Below are 19517 nucleotides of genomic sequence, written 5' to 3'. Positions count from 1 at the left end.
CTAGTTTAAAATGTAAATAGGGAATCGGAACTTTGGTCGATATGAGGGTGCTCGGAACCTCGAACCAAAACCTCTCCTGTCATAGAAATCACAGCCCAAGTGGTTTCGGTTTTGGATTCTGTTTGCAGAGATTGGAGCATTGTATTGGTAAAACTCTCCAATTTTTGGTGAAGGACGGAGTTAGGAAATGGATAGGACTTCTTTTCTTGTACTTCTGTCGATCTCATGCAAATGATTTCCCTTTGGTTTAAGGATCGGCGGGAGAGCCGGAATGACTAAAGTTTAAAAAATCCAAATTTTGAGTCAAGGAAGAGACATAATTCTTCGGACGAAAAATGAAAGATCCAAGTTCTCCTTTTCCCGAACCCCAACCTTGCCAAACTTGACGTAAAACCACCTGTTACGAGGACGACTTTGCTTACCCCTCAGATTAATTTATTCAAAAAATCCAATCCCATCCAAGCCCAAGTCTTAGCAAACACCCGTTTGACTCCCGAACTCGGCAAAGGAAAACGCCAATCCAAGGAAGGAGAGGCCGCAGTCCACCGCATCACAGTTGCCATCGACCATTCTGTGTACCCGTATATGATTGGGCAAAGTGCTGGGATCATCCCTCCTGGGCTTGATCCAGAAAAACAGGCAAAAGGCTTAGCTGATGCCAGTTATACGGTGCGGCTTTATTCCATTGCGTCTCCATCCTATAGTTTTGGCCAAACCAAGGACAATATCGAATTCATCGTCAAACGTGACAATGTATATGATGAAAACGGAAATCTTGTCCATAAAGGGGTTTGTTCCAATTATATCTGTGACTTAAAACCTGGAGACGTCATAACGATGACTGGTCCTGCAGGGAAAAAATTCCTTTTACCACAGACGGATTTTAACGGTGATATTTTCTTTTTTGCAACAGGAACAGGGATCAGTCCTTTTTTTGGAATGGTGGAAGAGTTACTCGTCCAAAAACTAATCCAATTCCAAGGCCAACTTTGGCTCATTTACGGAGCACCTTATTCCGATGAAATTGTCCTTCGCGATTATTTTGAGGAAAAAGCAAAAGAACACTCTAGGTTTCATTTTGTTACGGCAATCAGCCGCGAAGAAAAAAACAGTTTTGATGGTGGAAAGATGTACATCACCCACCGTGCAAAAGAAAATGCCGAAGCCATTAAAAATGCTGTGAATGGAAACGGTAAGTTTTATATTTGTGGCGGTCCTAAGGGAATGGAGAAGGGAGTGATTCAGGAAATCATGTCTGCATGCGGAACTGAGCTCACTTACGAAGCATTCAAAAAAGACCTAGAAGAAAAAGAACAATTATTTGTAGAGACGTACTAACATGGCAAAAACAGGAATCATCCGAGACATTGACAAGGGAAGAGGGGAAGTCATCCGAGTTGAGATTTCCGAATACAAAGGACAAACTTTTTTTAACATTCGAGTTTGGTATACAGATCCCAATGGAGAATTAAAACCAACCCAGAAAGGGATCGCCATTGCACCTACTCTTGTCAGTGAATTAAAAGAAGCAATTGAGGAAGCCGAACGCTGGTTAGCCTAACCAATTCAAATGATTTGATCCCCTTCATTCGCATAAACGATCCTCTGTAAAATTTCTTTTGCAGAGGGCAAATTTTCTGCTACTCGGATGTGATTGTACAACCTCGTAATCTCAAAGATTTTTTTCACTGAGTCACGAATGTTTGTGACAACAAGTTCTCCACCTCTCCTCCGTAACCATCCCACAATTTGAATTACCATACCGATTGCGGAAGAATCGATGTGAGACGTTCTGGAAAAATCAAATATCATATAACGGAAACCTTCTGCAATTTTTTGTTCCATCAGTTGTTTGATCTCAGGACATTTATACAAATCAATATCACCGATTGTCTGGTATTCAAAAATTTGGTCATGAACCACTACATCTTTTAAATCAATTTTATCAGTTCCTTTTGATAAAAATTGTGAATTCATAAATAAATGTTTATGTAAATCATCAGACTTGGTTGCCATTTTGGATTCCAATACTAATAATCTATTGAGTAATGAACCCAATGCATTCGGTGCAAAATGAAGATTATTTCTGATGTCTTGGATTAAGCCAAATAACATCGTTTTGGCATCTTCAATTTGTTCTCGTTTTACAAACTCTGTGATTTCTTTGATACCTAAAGTTGCATTGGCAATTAAAATTTCAACAAGCACATCTGGGTCTTGTTTCCCTCTGGTTTTTCCTCTTTCAAACGAATAGGATTCTTTTACGTTCTCTAAATGATTTTGTTTCAATAAATTGTAATAAGAAACATTCACCTCGCAAAAGGGAGTATCTGTTTTATGAACACGATCATCAATCTCTAATCGTAATACTAAATTCCGAAGATCATCGGCTCTCAAATCACCTAACTGTAGATTGATTTTTTGACGAGAAATGGTTTTGGCATCTCCTATAAATTCATCAAATTCTTCAAAGACTTGGTGGGTTGTTTCTGACAATACCTGTTTCAAACGAACACCTGGTGCTAGTTGGAGTTCTACATCAATTGCTTGTGCATACAAAGCTCCAATGTCACCAAATTCTTCAAAAAAGATATCGGATGCATTTTCTGGATTGTCGATGTAATGAAAATTACCCCCACCTGCCTTTGCTATTTCCACCAACATTTCTTCGTTAAAATCATTCCCCACACCAATCGTTGTGGTAGAGATTCCCATTGCTAAATGATCACTAGCAATACCTACAAGAGCTTCCTTTTCTTTTAGTCCTGATGTAGGATTTCCATCTGTTAATAGTAATACACGTTTGTATGCATTGGGAATTTTGGTTTGAGTAAGACTCTTAAGTGCAGATAACCATCCACCACTTAAATTGGTAGATGTTGCCACCTGAATGTTTCGAATTTTATCAGTGACAGAAACTTTTTCTGTTAGGTGAGTGACTGGTTGGATCAGTTGAACATCAGAAGAGTAAGCTACTATGGAAACAGCATCATGTCTCGTTAACCAATTGACAAGAGCACAAGAAGCATCAATCACTGCTTCCATTTTTTCTCCTTTCATTGACCAACTTTTATCAATGGCAAGCCCAATCACGAGAGGTTTTCGATCTTCTACCTTTGGATTGGCAGGAGTTCGAAATCTTAACAAGAGATGGTTTTCTTGGATTTCTCTCTCTAGGATGATTGGGTATTCCAATTTTGCTTCTAAAAACATAACCTCAAAAGCAAATTCCGAATTAATGTTTTCGCAAGAACAATTTCAAAGAAACTGACAGGAAGGGAAACGACCATGTACGGAAAAATTCATGAAATTTATTCATCCATTTCAGGGGAAGGAATCTCCCAAGGAATCCCTACTGTTTTTGTAAGGTTTGCTGGGTGTAGTTTACGTTGTGGTAAAACAGAATCAAGGACCTTGTGGTGTGACACTCCCTATGCTCTTGGACCAAACCAAGGAGAATCAAAACCATTTGTTTCCATCATGGAAGAAATCGAACAATTCGACAAAGACCATGGATTCCAAATTTTACTCACCGGTGGTGAACCTTTAGAAGGCCAAAACCGAGATTTATCCATTTCCATTGCAGAACATATTTTTACATACCGTACACAAAATGGAAAACCTTATCCAGCTTCACGTGTGGAAACCAATGGTAGTGAAAAAATCACTCTCGATCCATTTTTTATATTCACCATGGATTATAAATTACCTGGTTCCGGGATGGAAAATCGTATGGATTCAGAAAATTTCAAGATCCTAGAAAAGAGACATAATTCACTTGACGAAATTAAGTTCGTTGTGCGAGATAGAATCGACTTTGAGAGAAGTACCGAAGTCATTCGCGAACAAAAAATACAGACAAATATATTGTATTCGCCAGTCCACGGTGAAGTGGATGCCAAAGAACTTGTTGAATGGATAAAAATAGACAACCCACCTAAGTGTCGTTTGTCGCTTCAGATTCATAAAGTGCTTTGGGGAAATCAGAAAGGAGTTTGATGGATATCCCTACTCAATTAAGTTTAGATTTTGAAACAACGGTTGAACCAAAACAATCGAAAGAGTACGGGTTTTTAATCGACGAACCAGAGTTAGGTCTCGCAAAAGTTACAAAAGAAACTGCCACCTCAGTAGAATTATTCTTTGAATCCAAAGAATTATTTAGAACTGTCACTAAATCCAATCGTAATTTACATTTTTTAAACCAATACCCTGAATCTCTTCGAGTATGGGAAGAATTTCCCAAAGCGATGGATTTAGCTCTTACCGCAAGCCAACTCAAACTTACTTATAATTTTAATAAACTTTCATCACTATCAAATTCTAGAACTCGTTTACTCCCTCACCAAATCGAATCCACTTTTATCGTCGCCAATAGTTTAAAACCTCGTTTCATTTTAGCTGATGAAGTTGGCCTTGGGAAAACCATTGAAGCAGGCCTTGCTGTCAAAGAATTGATGTTTCGGCGCGGATTGAAACGTGTGTTAGTTGTAGCTCCATCACCTCTACTTGTCCAATGGCAACAAGAGATGAAAAACAAATTCAACGAAGAATTTGCTATCGTTCGTCGCCGTAATTTTGTGACAAACGGCCCTGATCATTGGAAAAATTTTAATAAAATCATCACTTCCATCGACTTTATCAAAAACCCAAGGTATGCAGAAGAAATTTTGGCAACTAAATGGGACATTGTTGTGTTCGATGAAGCACATAGGCTCCGCCGAGATTATTCAAAGATCACACGTGGGTATCTTTTTGCTGAAAAAATAGCACGTAAGACTGAATGTTTACTCCTTCTCACTGCCACACCATTTCGTGGAAAATTAGAAGAGTTATTTTATCTCATGCATTTAGTAGATCCAAATATTTTGGGACCTTATCACACGTTTATCAACGATTATGTTGTTGGACAAAAAGGTGACCTAAAGGAAAAAATCTCCAAAGTATTACTCCGCCGTCGAAAAGTAGAAGTGGGTGGATTTACCAAACGATTTGCCAAAACGGTTCGAATCGATTTATCCCCCATTGAACGTGCGTTCTATGATGAAACCACTGAGTATGTAAAACGTGAATACAATATGGCGATGGGAACTAAAAACCGTGCCATTGGATTTGTAATGGTGGTTTTCCAAAAATTGCTCGATTCATCTGTCATTGCCTTACTTTCTGCTCTCCAAAAACGAAAATTTATGTTGGAATCCAAATTCCATTACATGAAGGAACACGAAACAAACCTAGATGATTGGGATTTAGATGAAACGGAAGGTGTTGAAGATTTTATAACAGAACTAGAAGACGAAGAGATGTCTAGTTTCCAAAGGATCAAACGTGAATTATTCACACTCAATCGTCTGATCCATTTAGGCAAACAGATCAAGGAAGATAAAAAAACTCAGAAACTCAGAGAAACTCTCTATCGATTGAAAAAAGAAGGTCATAAAAAGTTTATCATCTTCACACAATTTCGTACCACACAAGACCATTTACAATCGGTATTGGAACCAGACTTTAAAGTTTCTCCTTTTCATGGTTCACTGAGTATGGATGAAAAAGAAGTTGCGATCCAAAAATTCAAAGAAGATTACGAAATTTTAATTTGTACAGAAGCTGGTGGAGAGGGTCGTAATTTACAATTTGCAAACATTCTTTTCAACTACGATCTACCATGGAGTCCCTTAAAAATTGAACAAAGGATCGGTAGGATTCATCGTTTTGGACAGAAAGACAATGTGTATATCTTTAACTTCGCTTCCAAAGATACAGTAGCGGAACGAATTTTAGAAGTATTAACTAACAAAATCCGTTTGTTTGAAGAATCCATTGGTGCATCTGATGATTTACTCGGTACAATCGAAGAGGAGTTAGACTTTAACTCTAGTTTGATGAAATTTATCACTGGAACCAAAACCAAAGAAGAATTGGAAACCGAATTTGATCTTCGTATTCAGGTTGCTCAGAAAGGTTTTGAAAAACTGAATGCCCTTGTAACACCGAAGGTATTGGATTTTAATTTAAAAGATTATTATGATCACACTCTTGAAGAAAGAGAATGGAACAATAGCCACTTGGAAGAAGTGGTTTCCGAAGGATCTAAATTTTTCCAAAACCAACTCCCTGGTTCATTAACGGCCGTTAGCAAAGGCGCTTATGAGTATAAAAATTTAGAAGGAAAAGTTAAAAAAGCAACTTTTGATTCTGATTTGGCACTTACAAACGATTCATTAGAATTTATGGCATTTGGTCATCCATTTGTGGAGAAAGTAACAGAACTTCTAACCCACAGTGATGTCGGTCGAAAGAAAAAATACTTATTCTCAAAAGATCTAAGTCAAAAAATCCTTTTTGTCTTCCAAGTTGAGTTTGATTTTTCACTCAAACGAAAGGATTTATTTTTCATTGAATACGATTTAAAGAAAAAGAGATCAATTGTGCTCACAGACAAACCCAAGGAATGGATGGAGGGCAAAACTTACGTACCTGAAAGGGAAATTGCCCTTTCGAAACTTGAAGAAGCATTCATTCAATGTTATCCCATTGTAGAATCAGAAGCAGAAAACAAAAAAGAAATCTTACGAAAAGAAACACTCTCCATTTTCCAAAAAGAAGAATACAAAGTGGAACTCTCCCACCAAAAAACCATTCGACAATTGGAAGAAAAATTAATGCGCCAAGAGGCTGCTTACAAATGGGACAACCGACCTGAAAAAAAAGCAGTACTTCATAAAACAATGAAGGAAATCCAAAGGGCAAAGGATGAATATACTGTAGAAATGCGTAAAATTAAAAATGGAGCGAAAATTTTCCACAGGATCCAACTCTTCCAAACGTATATCTGCATTTAAATTCATTTACATAGAATTTCAAAAGGTAAAAATTTGGGAATGTCACTTCCCAAAATTGCCTTTTGGAAACAAATTCTCATCTCTCTAGTGTTAGGTTTAACTTTAGGAATTAGTTTAAATCCTGAATCAGGAATCGTTTCAAAAGAATCGATAAATCCCTATTTACCGTGGCTGAAACTACCAGGTGATTTATTTTTAAACCTTTTACAAATGATCATGATTCCACTTGTGATCGTCTCCATTGCATTAGGAGTATCTAGTTTAAAAAATCTCAAAGACCTTTGGAATTTAGGAAGTAAAACCTTAATTTACTTTATCTTCACAACAATTATTTCTGTAAGCATTGGAATTTCTCTCACGATGGTTTCCAAACCTGGGAATCAAATCCAAAACAAAGTTGGAAATCAATCAATGACAGATTCCCTCTCAATCAATGTGTCCAAAGAAAAGGAAAAATCGATTCCTGAGATCATAACAAATATCATCCCGAAAAACATAATTAATGTTTGGTCGAAACAACAAATGTTATCGATCGTTTTTTTGGGAATGATGTTAGGTATTTTTTTTCTAACATCCAAAGAATCTGGAACAGCCCTCAAAGCATTTTGTCATTCCTTAGAAAGTTTTTGCCTCTGGGTGGTTTCTTTGGCAATGAAACTTGCCCCACTCGCTGTATTGGGTCTGATGAGTTATGCTATGGTTCAAATTGGTTTTTCGCTAGTGATGGGGTTGATCACTTACATTTTGACTGTGTTAGTTGGACTAGTATTGATTTTGTTATTTTATGGATTGATGGTGTTCGTTTTTACAAAACAAAACCCAATCCATTTTTTTTACTTAATTCGTGAGATCCCAATTTTGGGTTTTTCCACATCGAGTTCCAGTTCTGTTTTGCCCTATTCACTCAAAGTCGCAAAAGAGAAGTTAAAACTAAAAGAAACAGTAGCGGATTTTGTTTTACCATTAGGAGCCACAATCAATATGGATGGAACAGCCCTATACCAAGCAGTGGCTACTGTGTTTTTAAGTCAGGTGTACCAAATTGAATTAAGTTCAATAGATTTGTTTTTGTTAGTTGGAACAGTGACAGCAGCTTCCATCGGAACAGCAGCCACTCCTGGAGTCGGCCTCGTAATTCTATCATCCATCCTTTACACCTTCCATATACCCATAGAAGGTATCACAATTCTTTTTGGTGTTGACCGCTTTTTGGATATGTGTAGAACTTCAGTAAATCTGACCGGCGATCTCTCTTGCGCTTATATCATGGACCATATCTGGAAGGAAGAAAAATAATTATGAAAAAGCTTAGATTCATATTTTTAATTGGGGTCACAGTATTTCTCATACACTGTGACAAAAAAAAGGATCCAGTAAATGATTTTGAAACAAATTTACTCTGTACTACCCTTGCAATTTGTAATGGAGAGACACCAGCAAAAACCGGAATCATTGGAGATAGTTGGACTGACCTTTTATTAGGTTTCCCATTCGTCGAAACCTTAAGACCACAATTGGAAAACCGATACAATTACAAATTTGCGGGTGCAACTTTGGGTGGAAAAACTCTACAACAAGTTGTTAGCCAAGGACTCCAATTCCAAGTGATCGACCAAGGTGGAGCAGATATGAAAGTCGTTTTGCTTTCACTAGGTGGAAATGATATACAGGCAAATTTAAGCGAATACATTGGAAATATCAACACTGTCCAAGCCCAAAGATTTGCTACCTTCAAAGCTAATTTAAAACAACTCATCATCACTGGTAATGCATATAAAATCTCGCGTTTTGGTGGTCCGCCGATCAAGTGGATCATTCATGGTTACGATTATCCAAATCCATATATGACTCCAGTCATTGCAGGTTCTGATGAAGGTTGTAAATCTAAATTCGATCGAATTGGATTGATTGTTCCTGATGCAGGTGTATTTACTTCCACTCAGCTTGATGCTTTTAACAACTTACTCGTTGATATCACAAGAGAAGAACCTTCGCTCATTTATGTTGATTTAAGAAATACCTTAGGTGGGAAACCAGCTTCAAGAGCCGAATTCATGTTAGATTGTATTCATGCCAATAATTTAGGGTATACTCTTCTAGCAGATAAATTGGCGAGATTGATTTACCCAGTCACTAATATAGGATTATAACCATGAAACATATATATTTATTTCTAATTTTATTTTTCAGTTTTGTTTCGAGTGTATTTTCACAGTTTAATAACAAAGGATTTGCTCATCCTCTTCAAATAGAACCTGTTGCTGTGTATTCCAAGGTGAGAGGAAATTTAAGTTACTGGGACAAAGATTACAACCAAGTAAAAGAGATTAACAAAAACGTTGGTGTCGAAGGTGAATATAAGTTTAGCGAATCTTTTTCCGTGATTTCGTCTGTCGGACGCACTGAATACTCACAAACAGATACAACCAAGGAATTCACTTGGGATAGATATAATGTGGGTCTCAAATATGGAAAAATTTTTGATGCTGGCAATTCTCAATTTTTAATTGGTGGTGGTCTCCGGATTTACGACAAAAAAAGAAATTCTTTGTTCAGAGAACATGAAAACCCTGAATATTATTTGATTCGTCCCAATTTTGGACTTGGTTATAAATATGGAATTTTCCAAATCATGACCGAAATACGTTTCCAAACGGAAACAAACAAACAAGGACGTGAGTCAAAATTAGATGAATTTAAACGTTATTACCAAATTGGTATCGCACCATCCTTTGGAATCGCAGACTCAGTTCGCATCTTCACTGAATTAGAATACCGAGAACCGATTGATAAAACAGCTGATAAAAATCTTCGTTACTTTAATTTTTTCCCAGGTATCTCTATGAATACAGAGAGTATGGGTACATTTAGTTTTAGTCTTATGTTTGGTATGTTGCCAAAAGCAGATAACGCTATGGACCGAGGGATTCGATTTTCCTATTTTTACTTTTTTGACACCAACTAATTTCGTATGAAGAAATTCCTGTGTGTTGGATGGATTTTTTTTTTAGGAAACTGTCTGAGTATCCAAATTGGAAATCCATCTTTCACTGTTTTGCAAAACAAAGGACAATCAGGATGGTATACCCCTGGAAAAATTCCAATTCCCGGGGATACTTACGTAGAATCTTGTACCACTAATTATTTTGGTCTTGTGAGTGTAGGGAACGCAAGTTACGAATGGGTAACAAAAAAATCGCAACTTAAAGAGATCCATAGTGTGGATCATATTTATAAAAACCAATATTTCTTTTTCCAAGAACTTTGTTTGCGGGTGACAGGGATATGAAACAAAACATCGATTCATTGAAAGAGTTTTCGAAGAAATTAAAGAGTGGTTTGATTTACGAAGAAATTGAATCTAAACTGAAAGAGTTTCACTCCAAAAAGAATACAAAACCAAATAAATCACTTGATGCTTTGTCCTCAAAAATTCGAAAAAAAGAAGAACAAATCGAAAAACTTTATGATGATATCATCCTTTTACAAAACCAACTTTCCAATCTCTTGGACAAAGAATTACAAAAATAAATTCCTAATTCTCTCACGAGTCAATCCTGCACGATTTCTTCCAATTTCTGTTTCCAAACGAATCATTCGCTTATTCCTATTTTCTTTGCCTTTTTTTTTCCAACAATGTGCGAGTTCAGGATTTGGTACCCAAGGATTGTTGTATGAAAACCAAAGAATTTCCATGTTGGAAACCGGAATCACGGCTTCCAAAGAAGGGTTTGCTTGTTCGAAATCCTATTTAGGGCTCATCGCTTTTGGGGACGCATCAATTGAAATGGCACAAAGACAAGGAAACATCAAAGAAATTACGTCAATTGAATTAGAAACCTATAATTTCTTCGGGATTTACGCAAAACTATGTACGGTAACTAGGGGAAATTAGTCGAAACTAAGGGTAGAGCCAATGGTCATGTGGAAAAGAATCAGATTGTTATTTCTATTTGTTTTTTCTTACGTACATTGTTTGCCGGAACCATCTCCATCCTTACTAGGTGTGCTCGTTTTACCTTTGGTCACCCAAACCTCTACAACCTTTACCATTGAATCCACAACACCCGCCAATGGAGCAACTGGTGTGAGTCTTAATCCAACGATCACCATCATCATGACGCAAGCCATTGAAGCCACATCTCTCAATACCAATATTTCCTGCTCTCCCTCTTGCCCAAGCCTGACAGGTGGATCATCGAACCGTACGATCACTCTCACACCAACAAGTGCACTCACATCCGGGATTACGTATACAATCACCTTAAACCAAAATATCCAATCTACTTTTGGACTCACCCTGGGAACCAATACTAGTTTTAGTTTTACAACCTTATAAAATAAAAAAGCCGACGAAGTTGCGCCGGCTTATCCAAAAATCTAATTCATCTAAATAAATTGGTAAATCAAAATGGAAACTGCCCTTCCGTTTCAGAAGGACAATCTCTTTTCGATCTGATTGAATGTATTCCTTTCTTATTTAAAGAAATTTAATACGATTCCACCTTTTGTCACAAAAAATTCAGCAAACACAAGCGATGTGATTGCCATCAGTTTGATAAGGATGTTGATTGCTGGACCAGAAGTATCTTTAAACGGATCACCTACAGTATCACCAACAACAGCAGCTTTATGTTTTTCAGAACCTTTTCCACCAGCAGTTTTTTCGATGTATTTTTTCGCGTTGTCCCATGCTCCACCAGAGTTAGCAGAAGAAATTGCAAGAACCACACCTGATACAAGTGCACCCGCAAGTAAACCGGCAAGGGACTTCACTCCAAACAAATAACCAATCACAATTGGGCTAAGAAGAACTAATAAACCTGGAGGGATCATTTCTCGAAGTGCAGCGGAAGTGGAAATATCCACACATTTTGCATACTCAGGTTTTGCTTTTCCTTCCATAAGACCAGGGATCTCTTTGAATTGGCGACGAACTTCTTTGACCATGTCAAGTGCTGCTTTTCCAACTGACTTCATGGTCATAGCAGAGAAAATGAAAGGTAACATCGCTCCAAAAAGAAGACCACCAAACACCAATGGATCAAGGAGTTCGATCGAAGTTAAATCAATCGCACCCTCTCCCATTTCTTTGGAAGCATTTTGAGTTCTTGTGATAAACGCAGCAAATAAGGCAAGGGAAGTAAGAGCCGCAGAACCAATCGCAAAACCCTTTCCTACAGCTGCCGTCGTGTTTCCAGCCGCATCAAGGTTGTCAGTTCGATCACGAACGTCTTTTCCCAGTTCTGCCATTTCAGCAATTCCACCTGCGTTATCAGAAACAGGGCCGTAAGCATCAATGGTAAGGCCAATGGCAATGGTAGAGATCATACCAATTGCAGAAATTGCAATTCCATACATCCCAGCAAGGATATTGGAAACCACAATTACAATCACAAGTAAAATCACTGGAACTACAGTGGATTTGTATCCAAGTGCTAAACCGTAAATGATGTTGGTTGCAGCACCTGTGTCACAAGCATCAGCAACTTCACGCACAGGTTTGTAGGAGTGAGATGTATAAATCTCTGTGATCCAACCGATGAACATACCAGCAAACAGACCTAATGCGACGGAAGTGTATACATTCCATTTTGTGATGGTCTTGTCTCCAATTTGGAAACTATCGATCATAAAGAGGTCAGTTGCAAAATACAAAGCACCCGCAACAATAAATGTTGAAATCCAAAGTTGGAGTTTGAGAGCTTTTTCTACGTTTCCACCTTCTTTCACTCGCGCAAAAAACGTTGTGATGAGGGACGCAGGAATTCCAATCGCAGAAATTAAAAGCGGATAAAGAAGAGCAGAGTTATTGTCTGCAAGCGCTGAAGCTGTTGCTCCAATCACAAGAGCCGCACAGGTTGCTTCTGCAGCAGAACCAAAAAGGTCAGCACCCATACCAGCAATGTCACCCACGTTGTCTCCTACGTTATCTGCAATGGTTGCAGGGTTACGAGGATCATCTTCTGGGATTCCTTTTTCTACTTTACCAACAAGGTCAGCACCCACGTCAGCGGCTTTTGTATAAATTCCACCTCCCACGCGACCAAATAGTGCCACTGATGATCCACCAAGACCAAAACCAGCGAGTGATTCCATGAGGATGTGTTTGGCAACTGCAGGATTGGAACCAGTAAAAAGTAGAAATAATCCAATCATACCAAGAACCGCAAGACCGATGAGACCAAATCCCATCACAGCTCCAGAATCAAAAGCCACTCGGAACGCTTTGGAAAGGGAAGTTTTTGCGGCTTGTGCCGTTCTTACGTTTCCAGCAGTCGCAATTTTCATCCCGATAAAACCAGAAAGGCAAGAAATAAGAGCTCCGGAAACAAAAGCGATCGAAGTGTAAATTCCTTCGTTGAATTCTGTATTCGGGTTATCTAATAATAGGTAAATGAGAACCGTCATGAAGCTGATAAAAAGCAGAATGACACGGTATTCTCTGAGAAGGAAGGCCATAGCCCCTTCTGCGATCGCGGCTGAGATTTCTTTTAATTTGGCGGTTTCTTTGTCGTTGCCACCCTCTGCGCCCACTTGGATACGTATTACACGTGCGGCGTAGAAAATCGCCGTGGCGATGGAGACCAGTGCCATGACGATAATGATTAACTCTACATTCATGAGATCCTCTTTGAGATTGTTTATTTGTATTTCTAAGATATTTTAGAAGATGACCGATGAGAATCCATAGATGATACTTCGGTCTAGGAGAATATGGCAATTTAGTGTTTTGGTAACAAGTCTATTTCTTGTCTTACCTTCAATTTTAGCTGAACCAAAGCCCTTAAATCCCGTAAAAGCATTTTATGGTTACGAGGACCTACTGCGGATGGCAGAAGACAAAATTGTCCAAGAAACTCCTGCCAAAGCCTTTGATTTTCTCATCAAAGCAAAAGAATTAAACCCTGACCCCGATTACAGATATTACAATCTATCAGCCCAGGCCCACATGAAACTAGGGCAAATCTTCGATGGAATCCACGCTTACGAAGAATCTATCAAACGGAAAAAAGACCAATTGGATTTGGTATTGTACATTGCGGATTTTTATGAAAAAGAGAAAAAACCAAGAGAAGCACTTTTTTATACCAAACTGTATTTAGAACAGAAACCAAATGCTAAGTACAGATTGTACTTAGCAGCAATCCTTTCCCGCCAATTGGGTTTAGAATCAGATTACGAAATGTATATGCAAACATTGGAAAATGACAAAACATTCGTGTCAGAAAAAGACGCCTTACAAAATAGCCTTCTCAAAAATATCAAAAATAGAAAATGGAAAGAAGCAGATGATCTAAGTTTACGATATCTTGTGTACTTCCCACGAGAAGAAGGAATGTATGAAACTTTAATTTTAGCCAGGCGTGGTCGAAATTCGGATTCTCTTGAACAAGCATACATTTGGACCTCTACAATTTTTTTAAAGGAAACAAGATACTTCACACGTTATGGAGTATACCTTCAAGAAAAACAAAGGTACTTAGAATCCTTAACATTGTTTCGGCGAGGATTTTACAATCTTTTGAGATATGATCCAAATTCAGATGCAAAAGAAATTTTATTTCTCATACGCCAAAGTTATGCGAATCTTGGAAAAGACCGTGACACCTTAGCAATTGATTCTTTAGTCAAAGATTTCCAAAATCAGAAAAATCTAATTGGAACTGATCTTGAAAACCATGTGTCCACTTATCGAAAAAACAGAGAATATTTGCTTTTTGCCATCCATTGGTTTTCTTCGCGAAATGAAACCAAGGCAAATGAGTACCGAAAAAAACTAAAGGAACGTGATTTAGAATTTGAAGAATCAGAATTTCTGCGTGTGATGGGACCGTTTGCGGCTCTACCGCAAGAGTTATAAGGGATACGAATTTGATACTTTTTAATTTTTGGACTTGGTGATTGATTTCTGACTATTGATTTTTCACCCTCCTCCCAAAACCAAATCAACCAAATTCGTTTTTGGAAGGAGTGAACGCTTACGAAACGATCTTTTTAACTATGATATTTCTTTTTATCATCAATTAAGGATTGTACTACAGATGGATCGGCAAGGGTACTAATATCACCTAACGTATCAAATTCGTTGTTAGCAATTTTTCGTAAGATCCTGCGCATGATTTTCCCTGAACGAGTTTTGGGAAGTCCCGGAGCCCAATGGATCACATCGGGTCTAGCAATTTTCCCAATCATCTTTTCCACCATGGCAATAAGTTCTTTTTTCAATTGGTCGTTTGTCACAACCCCTTGTTTCACTGTGACATAGGCATAAATCCCTTGTCCTTTGATATCATGTGGAAAACCAACCACCGCTGCTTCTGCCACGGATTTGTGTTCAACAAGGGCACTCTCTACTTCAGCGGAACCAATGCGGTGTCCTGAAACATTCAGCACATCATCGACTCTTCCCGTGATACGAAAGTAACCTTCGTTATCTCGGTTGGCACCATCTCCTGTAAAATAATACCCTTTGAATTGGGAAAAGTAAGTATCAAAGAATCGTTTTGGATCTCCGTACACACCTCGCATCATAGATGGCCAAGGTTTTGCGATACAAAGATTACCGGAGATTTCTCCCTTGCCTTTGATCTCTACTCCTTCATTGTCCACAAGAACCGGTAGGATTCCATAAAATGGCCAACTGGCCGAACCAGGTTTTTGTGGGATTGCTCCCGGGATTCCTGAAATCATAATGGAACCCGTTTCTGTTTGCCACCATGTATCAACAATCGGGCATTTTGATTTCCCTATATTGGCATAATACCATTCCCAAGCTTCCGGATTGATGGGTTCTCCCACAGATCCAAGTAACCGTAGTGATGCGAGTGAACGTTTTTTGATTGGTTCGAGTCCTTCTCGCATGAGGGCACGGATGGCAGTTGGTGCGGTATAAAATACTGTGACTTTGTACTTATCAATCACATCCCAAAATCTACCCATGTCTGGGTAACTGGGAACCCCTTCAAACATCAAAGACGTGGCTCCATTGGAAAGAGGTCCATATAAAATATAACTATGGCCTGTGATCCATCCGATATCTGCCGTACACCAGTAAGTGTCAGTGTCTTTATAATCAAAGATGGTTGCAAACGTAAGATTAGCACCTAACAAATAACCTGCTGTCGTGTGTAAGACACCTTTTGGTTTCCCTGTGGAACCAGACGTGTACAATATAAAAAGTGGATCTTCAGAATCCATAGGAACAGCAGGACATTCTTTTTTTACATCTGGGTCTTTCATAAGGTAATGGTACCAATGATCACGACCCTCTTTCCAATTCAGATTTCCTTCGTCTCCAGTACGTTTGACAACGATGACATCATTCACTTGGAACTTGGTTTCTGATAAGGCAACATCTACATTTTTTTTCAATTCAATTGGTTTGCCACCACGGTACCCTCCATCAGCAGTAATGACGAGTGTTGGTTTACAATCTTCTATACGACCTAGAAGCGCTTCTGGCGAAAATCCACCAAAAACAACAGAATGGACCGCCCCAATGCGAGTACAAGCAAGTGTGGTGATGGCAAGTTCAGGGATCATAGGGAGGTAAATGAGGACACGATCCCCTTTTTTCACTTTGAACTTTTTTAAAACATTGGCAAAGTGATTCACTTCTCGGTGCAAATCATGGTAAGTAAGAACTTTGGATTCGTCCGGATTGTCTCCTTCCCAAATCAGTGCAGCTTTATTTTTGAGAGGTGAATCCAGGTGGCGGTCTAAACAATTATAGGAAACATTCAGTTTTCCACCTACAAACCATTCTGCTTTGGCTTTAGCAAAATCTTGTTTTAATACCTTGGTCCATTTTTTAAACCATGTTAGGCGTTTGGCTTGTTCGGCCCAAAATTTCTCTGGTTTTTCAATCGATTCTTTGTATTTGGCTTTGTATTCTTTTAAGCTAACATTTGCAAGCTTGGCAAATTCTTTGGATGGTGCCACGATTCTTTCTTTCGGCATAGTGTCCCTCTAGAGGAAAAAGACTGAACTTTTTTGGAAAAAAGTCCAGCATGAATCGTAAAAAAAGAATTTAAAAAATGAACTTAGTGGGAACCAGTTCGGATCAGATCTAAAAATTCGCTTCGTGTGGTAGGATCTGTTTTAAAAACACCAAGCAAACTAGAAGTGAATAGTTCCGAGTTTTGTTTTTCGACACCTCTCATCATCATACACAAATGTTTTGCTTTGATGACAACACCAACTCCCAGTGGGTCCAAAGTTTCTTGGATCGCCTGTGCAATTTGGTCGGTAAGTCGTTCCTGGACTTGTAATCTTCGTGCAAATACATCGACAATTCTTGGAATTTTACTAATCCCAATGATTTTTTTATTTGGAATGTATGCAACATGTGCTCTTCCATAAAAAGGAAGTAAGTGGTGTTCACATAAAGAGTACATTTCGATATCACGAACAAGCACCATTCCCGTTGTACTCTCTTCAAAAATAGCCCCGTTTACCAATTGGTTGATGTCCGCTTTGTATCCGCTGGTTAAAAAGTCATACGCCTTTTTGACTCGGTTGGGCGTTTTCACAAGACCCTCTCGATTTGGGTCTTCACCAATTTGTTTCAGGATTTCTTCGATTAAGTTTTCCATCCGATTCCTTTTTGAAAGTAAGTTCTATGTGAACCTGCCTTTCAAAATTTGAATGCAGAATATTCACTACTTATTTGACTAGACTTGGCTTCTAGGGAAAAGATACATTTCCTTTTTTTGATTCGAAAGGACATAATCATCAAACAAATGCAAAAAAAAATTGGCTATGATGCAAGGATGATCGAAAATTCTGGGATTGGAATTCGCATCCAACATATACTAAAATTTTGGCCCTTAAACGAAAAGGACGCCAAACTTTATCTATTCGGAGATCCCATCCTTCTCAAAAAATATGAAGTTCCAAAACATGCAGAAATCATAGAATACAAAGCAAAAATTTATTCTCCAAAGGAATTTTTAGGCCATCCCCAAATGGCGGAGATGGATGTCTTGGACATACCCCATTTTAATGTTCCACTCAAGTACCTTCGTAAATGTATCGTTACAATTCATGACTTAATCCCTTATCACTTTAAGGAAACCCATAGTTCCTTTATAAAACGATTGTATATACAAATCGTTTTTCGTTCCATTAAATGGTTAGCCAAGAGTATCATAACTGTTTCTAATTATACAAAAGAAGATTTAATCAAAAGTTTTGGTTATAGAAGGGATCGAATTACAGTTATTTATAATGGAATTGATTTAAAAAATTTTTCAAAACGATCAGAGACACAACTGGATGTGTTTCTTAAAAAACATAAATTACCAAATGAGTATCTCTTTACCGTTGGGATCGGTAAATCTCACAAAAATTTTCCATTCTTATTATCGCAATTGGAATCGTTATGGAATGAGAAACACCTCAAACTTCCCCTTGTGGTTGGAGGGATTAGTAAAGAAATCCCAAAAGAATTATTGGATTTCCAAAAACAAAATTCAAAACGAATTTATTTCCTCTCTCATCTACCTTATGATGAGTTACCTCTTGCTTACCAAGGAGCAACTTTGTTTGTCTATCCTTCACTCTTTGAAGGGTTTGGTTTTCCCGTTTTAGAGGCACAAGCCATGGGAACTCCCGTCTTTTCTTCCAATGCGACAGTGTTACCTGAAGTGTTAGGAAAAGGGTTTGATGCGTTTGATCCGAAGGACCCAATTTCCTTTTCCGAACAACTTCTTTCCCTTCTCAAAGACAAAACTCGCCTTTTAGAGTTACGTAAACTCGGGAAAGAAAATGCCAAATCGTTTACTTGGTCATTTGCTTTAAAAACACTCGAGATTTTGTACAAAAAACAATTGGGATAATTTCCGACTCTGTCCCAAAAGTTGGATTCCGTGTTCGTTTCCAATCCCTCGATAGATTATGTCCCATGTTATGGTTCGTTCTGATCCGAAAATTTTCGACTGAAGACCAGGAAAAATTCTTGTCTTTCTCACAAAAGAGCAAGAGACTGATTCTCAGAACCATGATCAAGTGTCACTGTGCAGAAGTTTTCTTTGAAACCATCTTAAATGTTGTCAAAGAAACAAATCGCCCTATACTAGAAGTTGCCCGTGAGATGGGAGCGGCAGATACTTGTACGGCTTGTGTTCCGGATATGTTAGCCTTCATCGAACGAGAATTGGAAGGCCAACTTGCAGGAAATACAAATCATTGATTCCGACTTAATCGGAAACCTCATTTCAAAAGCACAAAACGCTGAACGGAAACGAACAAACCATAACTTCCACGAACAAAAGGAAGTGTACCAAAGGTTTCTCAATGTTCTTTCTAAGAATACATATATTTCACCTCACAGACATTTGTCGGACCCAAAACCAGAAACCTTTGTTGTACTCGAAGGGGAAATTGGATTTTTAATCTTTTCAGAAGATGGAAAAATCAAAGAATCCCACAAATTATCTTCGAAAGGACCAAAACGAGGGATCGATTTACAACCTGGTGTTTGGCATAGTTTGGTCTGTTTGTCAGATGTAGCAGTCTGTTTCGAAGGAAAATCAGGTCCCTACGATCCAACTGTTGATAAAGAATTCCACCCGAAGTATCCACTCGAAGGAGATACCAAAGTCAAAGAAACAATTCAATATTTTGAGTCCCAATTCATATGATGGGCATTGTTAGGCGCATTTTTCTTTA

Annotated in this window: 20 protein-coding genes; 15 read left to right on the top strand and 5 right to left on the bottom strand. The window is 38.3% G+C overall.

The window, feature by feature from the left end; all coding sequences use genetic code 11:
* Positions 1 to 5: 5 nt before the first annotated feature.
* The gene (locus tag ND855_RS16570) at positions 6 to 227 is read right to left on the bottom strand and encodes a hypothetical protein (RefSeq protein WP_265359235.1); all 222 of its coding nucleotides are present in this window, start codon (positions 225 to 227) and stop codon (positions 6 to 8) included.
* A gap of 187 nt (positions 228 to 414) precedes the next feature.
* Between ND855_RS16570 and ND855_RS16565 the strand changes: the two genes are divergently transcribed.
* Positions 415 to 1338 carry an FAD-binding oxidoreductase gene (locus ND855_RS16565; protein WP_265359234.1) on the top strand — a complete coding sequence of 308 codons (924 nt, stop codon included), beginning with the start codon at positions 415 to 417 and terminating at the stop codon, positions 1336 to 1338.
* Between the two features lies 1 nt (position 1339).
* The gene (locus ND855_RS16560; RefSeq protein ID WP_100716083.1) at positions 1340 to 1561 is read left to right on the top strand and encodes a transcriptional coactivator p15/PC4 family protein; all 222 of its coding nucleotides are present in this window, start codon (positions 1340 to 1342) and stop codon (positions 1559 to 1561) included.
* A gap of 5 nt (positions 1562 to 1566) precedes the next feature.
* On the opposite strand, the gene ND855_RS16555 is transcribed toward ND855_RS16560, so the two are convergent.
* Positions 1567 to 3213, bottom strand: a complete 1647-nt coding sequence (locus ND855_RS16555; protein ID WP_265359233.1) for a VWA domain-containing protein — start codon at positions 3211 to 3213, stop codon at positions 1567 to 1569.
* A gap of 75 nt (positions 3214 to 3288) precedes the next feature.
* Here ND855_RS16555 and ND855_RS16550 point away from each other — a divergent pair, with 75 nt between their 5' ends.
* From ND855_RS16550 to ND855_RS16510, 9 genes are read left to right on the top strand one after another with little or no spacing between them, the layout of a single operon-like run.
* Positions 3289 to 3999, top strand: a complete 711-nt coding sequence (locus tag ND855_RS16550) for a 7-carboxy-7-deazaguanine synthase QueE (protein ID WP_265359232.1) — start codon at positions 3289 to 3291, stop codon at positions 3997 to 3999.
* Positions 3999 to 6842: a DEAD/DEAH box helicase gene (locus ND855_RS16545; protein ID WP_265359426.1), complete on the top strand. Its 2844-nt coding sequence runs from the start codon at positions 3999 to 4001 to the stop codon at positions 6840 to 6842. The genes ND855_RS16550 and ND855_RS16545 overlap by 1 nt, the downstream gene beginning before the upstream one ends.
* Positions 6843 to 6881: 39 nt before the next feature.
* Positions 6882 to 8138, top strand: a complete 1257-nt coding sequence (locus tag ND855_RS16540) for a dicarboxylate/amino acid:cation symporter (protein WP_265359231.1) — start codon at positions 6882 to 6884, stop codon at positions 8136 to 8138.
* 2 nt (positions 8139 to 8140) lie between these two features.
* Complete coding sequence (locus tag ND855_RS16535) at positions 8141 to 8992, top strand: SGNH/GDSL hydrolase family protein (RefSeq protein ID WP_265359230.1); 852 nt, start codon at positions 8141 to 8143, stop codon at positions 8990 to 8992.
* 2 nt (positions 8993 to 8994) lie between these two features.
* Positions 8995 to 9807, top strand: a complete 813-nt coding sequence (locus ND855_RS16530; protein ID WP_265359229.1) for a hypothetical protein — start codon at positions 8995 to 8997, stop codon at positions 9805 to 9807.
* A 6-nt stretch (positions 9808 to 9813) separates the two neighbouring features.
* The gene (locus tag ND855_RS16525) at positions 9814 to 10131 is read left to right on the top strand and encodes a TRL-like family protein (protein WP_265359228.1); all 318 of its coding nucleotides are present in this window, start codon (positions 9814 to 9816) and stop codon (positions 10129 to 10131) included.
* Entirely contained in the window at positions 10128 to 10373 is a 246-nt protein-coding gene (locus ND855_RS16520; RefSeq protein WP_135358391.1) for a hypothetical protein, read from the top strand. Before ND855_RS16525 ends, ND855_RS16520 begins: the two co-directional genes overlap by 4 nt.
* Positions 10258 to 10737, top strand: coding sequence for a TRL-like family protein (locus ND855_RS16515; RefSeq protein WP_322113548.1), 480 nt, complete (start codon positions 10258 to 10260; stop codon positions 10735 to 10737). The genes ND855_RS16520 and ND855_RS16515 overlap by 116 nt, the downstream gene beginning before the upstream one ends.
* A gap of 21 nt (positions 10738 to 10758) precedes the next feature.
* Positions 10759 to 11181 carry an Ig-like domain-containing protein gene (locus tag ND855_RS16510; RefSeq protein WP_322113547.1) on the top strand — a complete coding sequence of 141 codons (423 nt, stop codon included), beginning with the start codon at positions 10759 to 10761 and terminating at the stop codon, positions 11179 to 11181.
* A gap of 137 nt (positions 11182 to 11318) precedes the next feature.
* On the opposite strand, the gene ND855_RS16505 is transcribed toward ND855_RS16510, so the two are convergent.
* The gene (locus ND855_RS16505; RefSeq protein WP_265359226.1) at positions 11319 to 13466 is read right to left on the bottom strand and encodes a sodium-translocating pyrophosphatase; all 2148 of its coding nucleotides are present in this window, start codon (positions 13464 to 13466) and stop codon (positions 11319 to 11321) included.
* Between the two features lie 208 nt (positions 13467 to 13674).
* On the opposite strand from ND855_RS16505, the gene ND855_RS16500 reads away from it, so the two are divergent.
* Positions 13675 to 14706, top strand: coding sequence for a tetratricopeptide repeat protein (locus ND855_RS16500; RefSeq protein WP_265359225.1), 1032 nt, complete (start codon positions 13675 to 13677; stop codon positions 14704 to 14706).
* A 134-nt stretch (positions 14707 to 14840) separates the two neighbouring features.
* Here the strand turns inward: ND855_RS16500 and acs are convergent, their stop codons facing one another.
* Both acs and folE read right to left on the bottom strand, forming a co-directional pair.
* Positions 14841 to 16805, bottom strand: a complete 1965-nt coding sequence (gene acs / locus ND855_RS16495; protein WP_265359224.1) for an acetate--CoA ligase — start codon at positions 16803 to 16805, stop codon at positions 14841 to 14843.
* An 83-nt stretch (positions 16806 to 16888) separates the two neighbouring features.
* Positions 16889 to 17440, bottom strand: coding sequence for a GTP cyclohydrolase I FolE (gene folE, locus ND855_RS16490; RefSeq protein ID WP_108960381.1), 552 nt, complete (start codon positions 17438 to 17440; stop codon positions 16889 to 16891).
* A gap of 147 nt (positions 17441 to 17587) precedes the next feature.
* Between folE and ND855_RS16485 the strand changes: the two genes are divergently transcribed.
* The 3 genes from ND855_RS16485 to ND855_RS16475 all read left to right on the top strand — a co-directional run bounded on the left by ND855_RS16485 (position 17588) and on the right by ND855_RS16475 (position 19489).
* The gene (locus tag ND855_RS16485; protein ID WP_265359223.1) at positions 17588 to 18685 is read left to right on the top strand and encodes a glycosyltransferase family 4 protein; all 1098 of its coding nucleotides are present in this window, start codon (positions 17588 to 17590) and stop codon (positions 18683 to 18685) included.
* A 161-nt stretch (positions 18686 to 18846) separates the two neighbouring features.
* Positions 18847 to 19038 (top strand): (2Fe-2S)-binding protein, encoded by a 192-nt coding sequence (locus ND855_RS16480; RefSeq protein ID WP_108960975.1) that lies wholly within the window; start codon positions 18847 to 18849, stop codon positions 19036 to 19038.
* On the top strand, positions 19016 to 19489 hold the full coding sequence (locus ND855_RS16475) for a WbuC family cupin fold metalloprotein (RefSeq protein WP_265359222.1): 474 nt from the start codon (positions 19016 to 19018) through the stop codon (positions 19487 to 19489). The genes ND855_RS16480 and ND855_RS16475 overlap by 23 nt, the downstream gene beginning before the upstream one ends.
* Positions 19490 to 19517: the final 28 nt, after the last annotated feature.

Source organism: Leptospira paudalimensis, assembly GCF_026151345.1.
Taxonomy (GTDB): domain Bacteria; phylum Spirochaetota; class Leptospiria; order Leptospirales; family Leptospiraceae; genus Leptospira_A; species Leptospira_A paudalimensis.
Note: the sequence above shows the minus strand (reverse complement) of the source record. Positions and strands in the feature narration are given on the sequence as shown.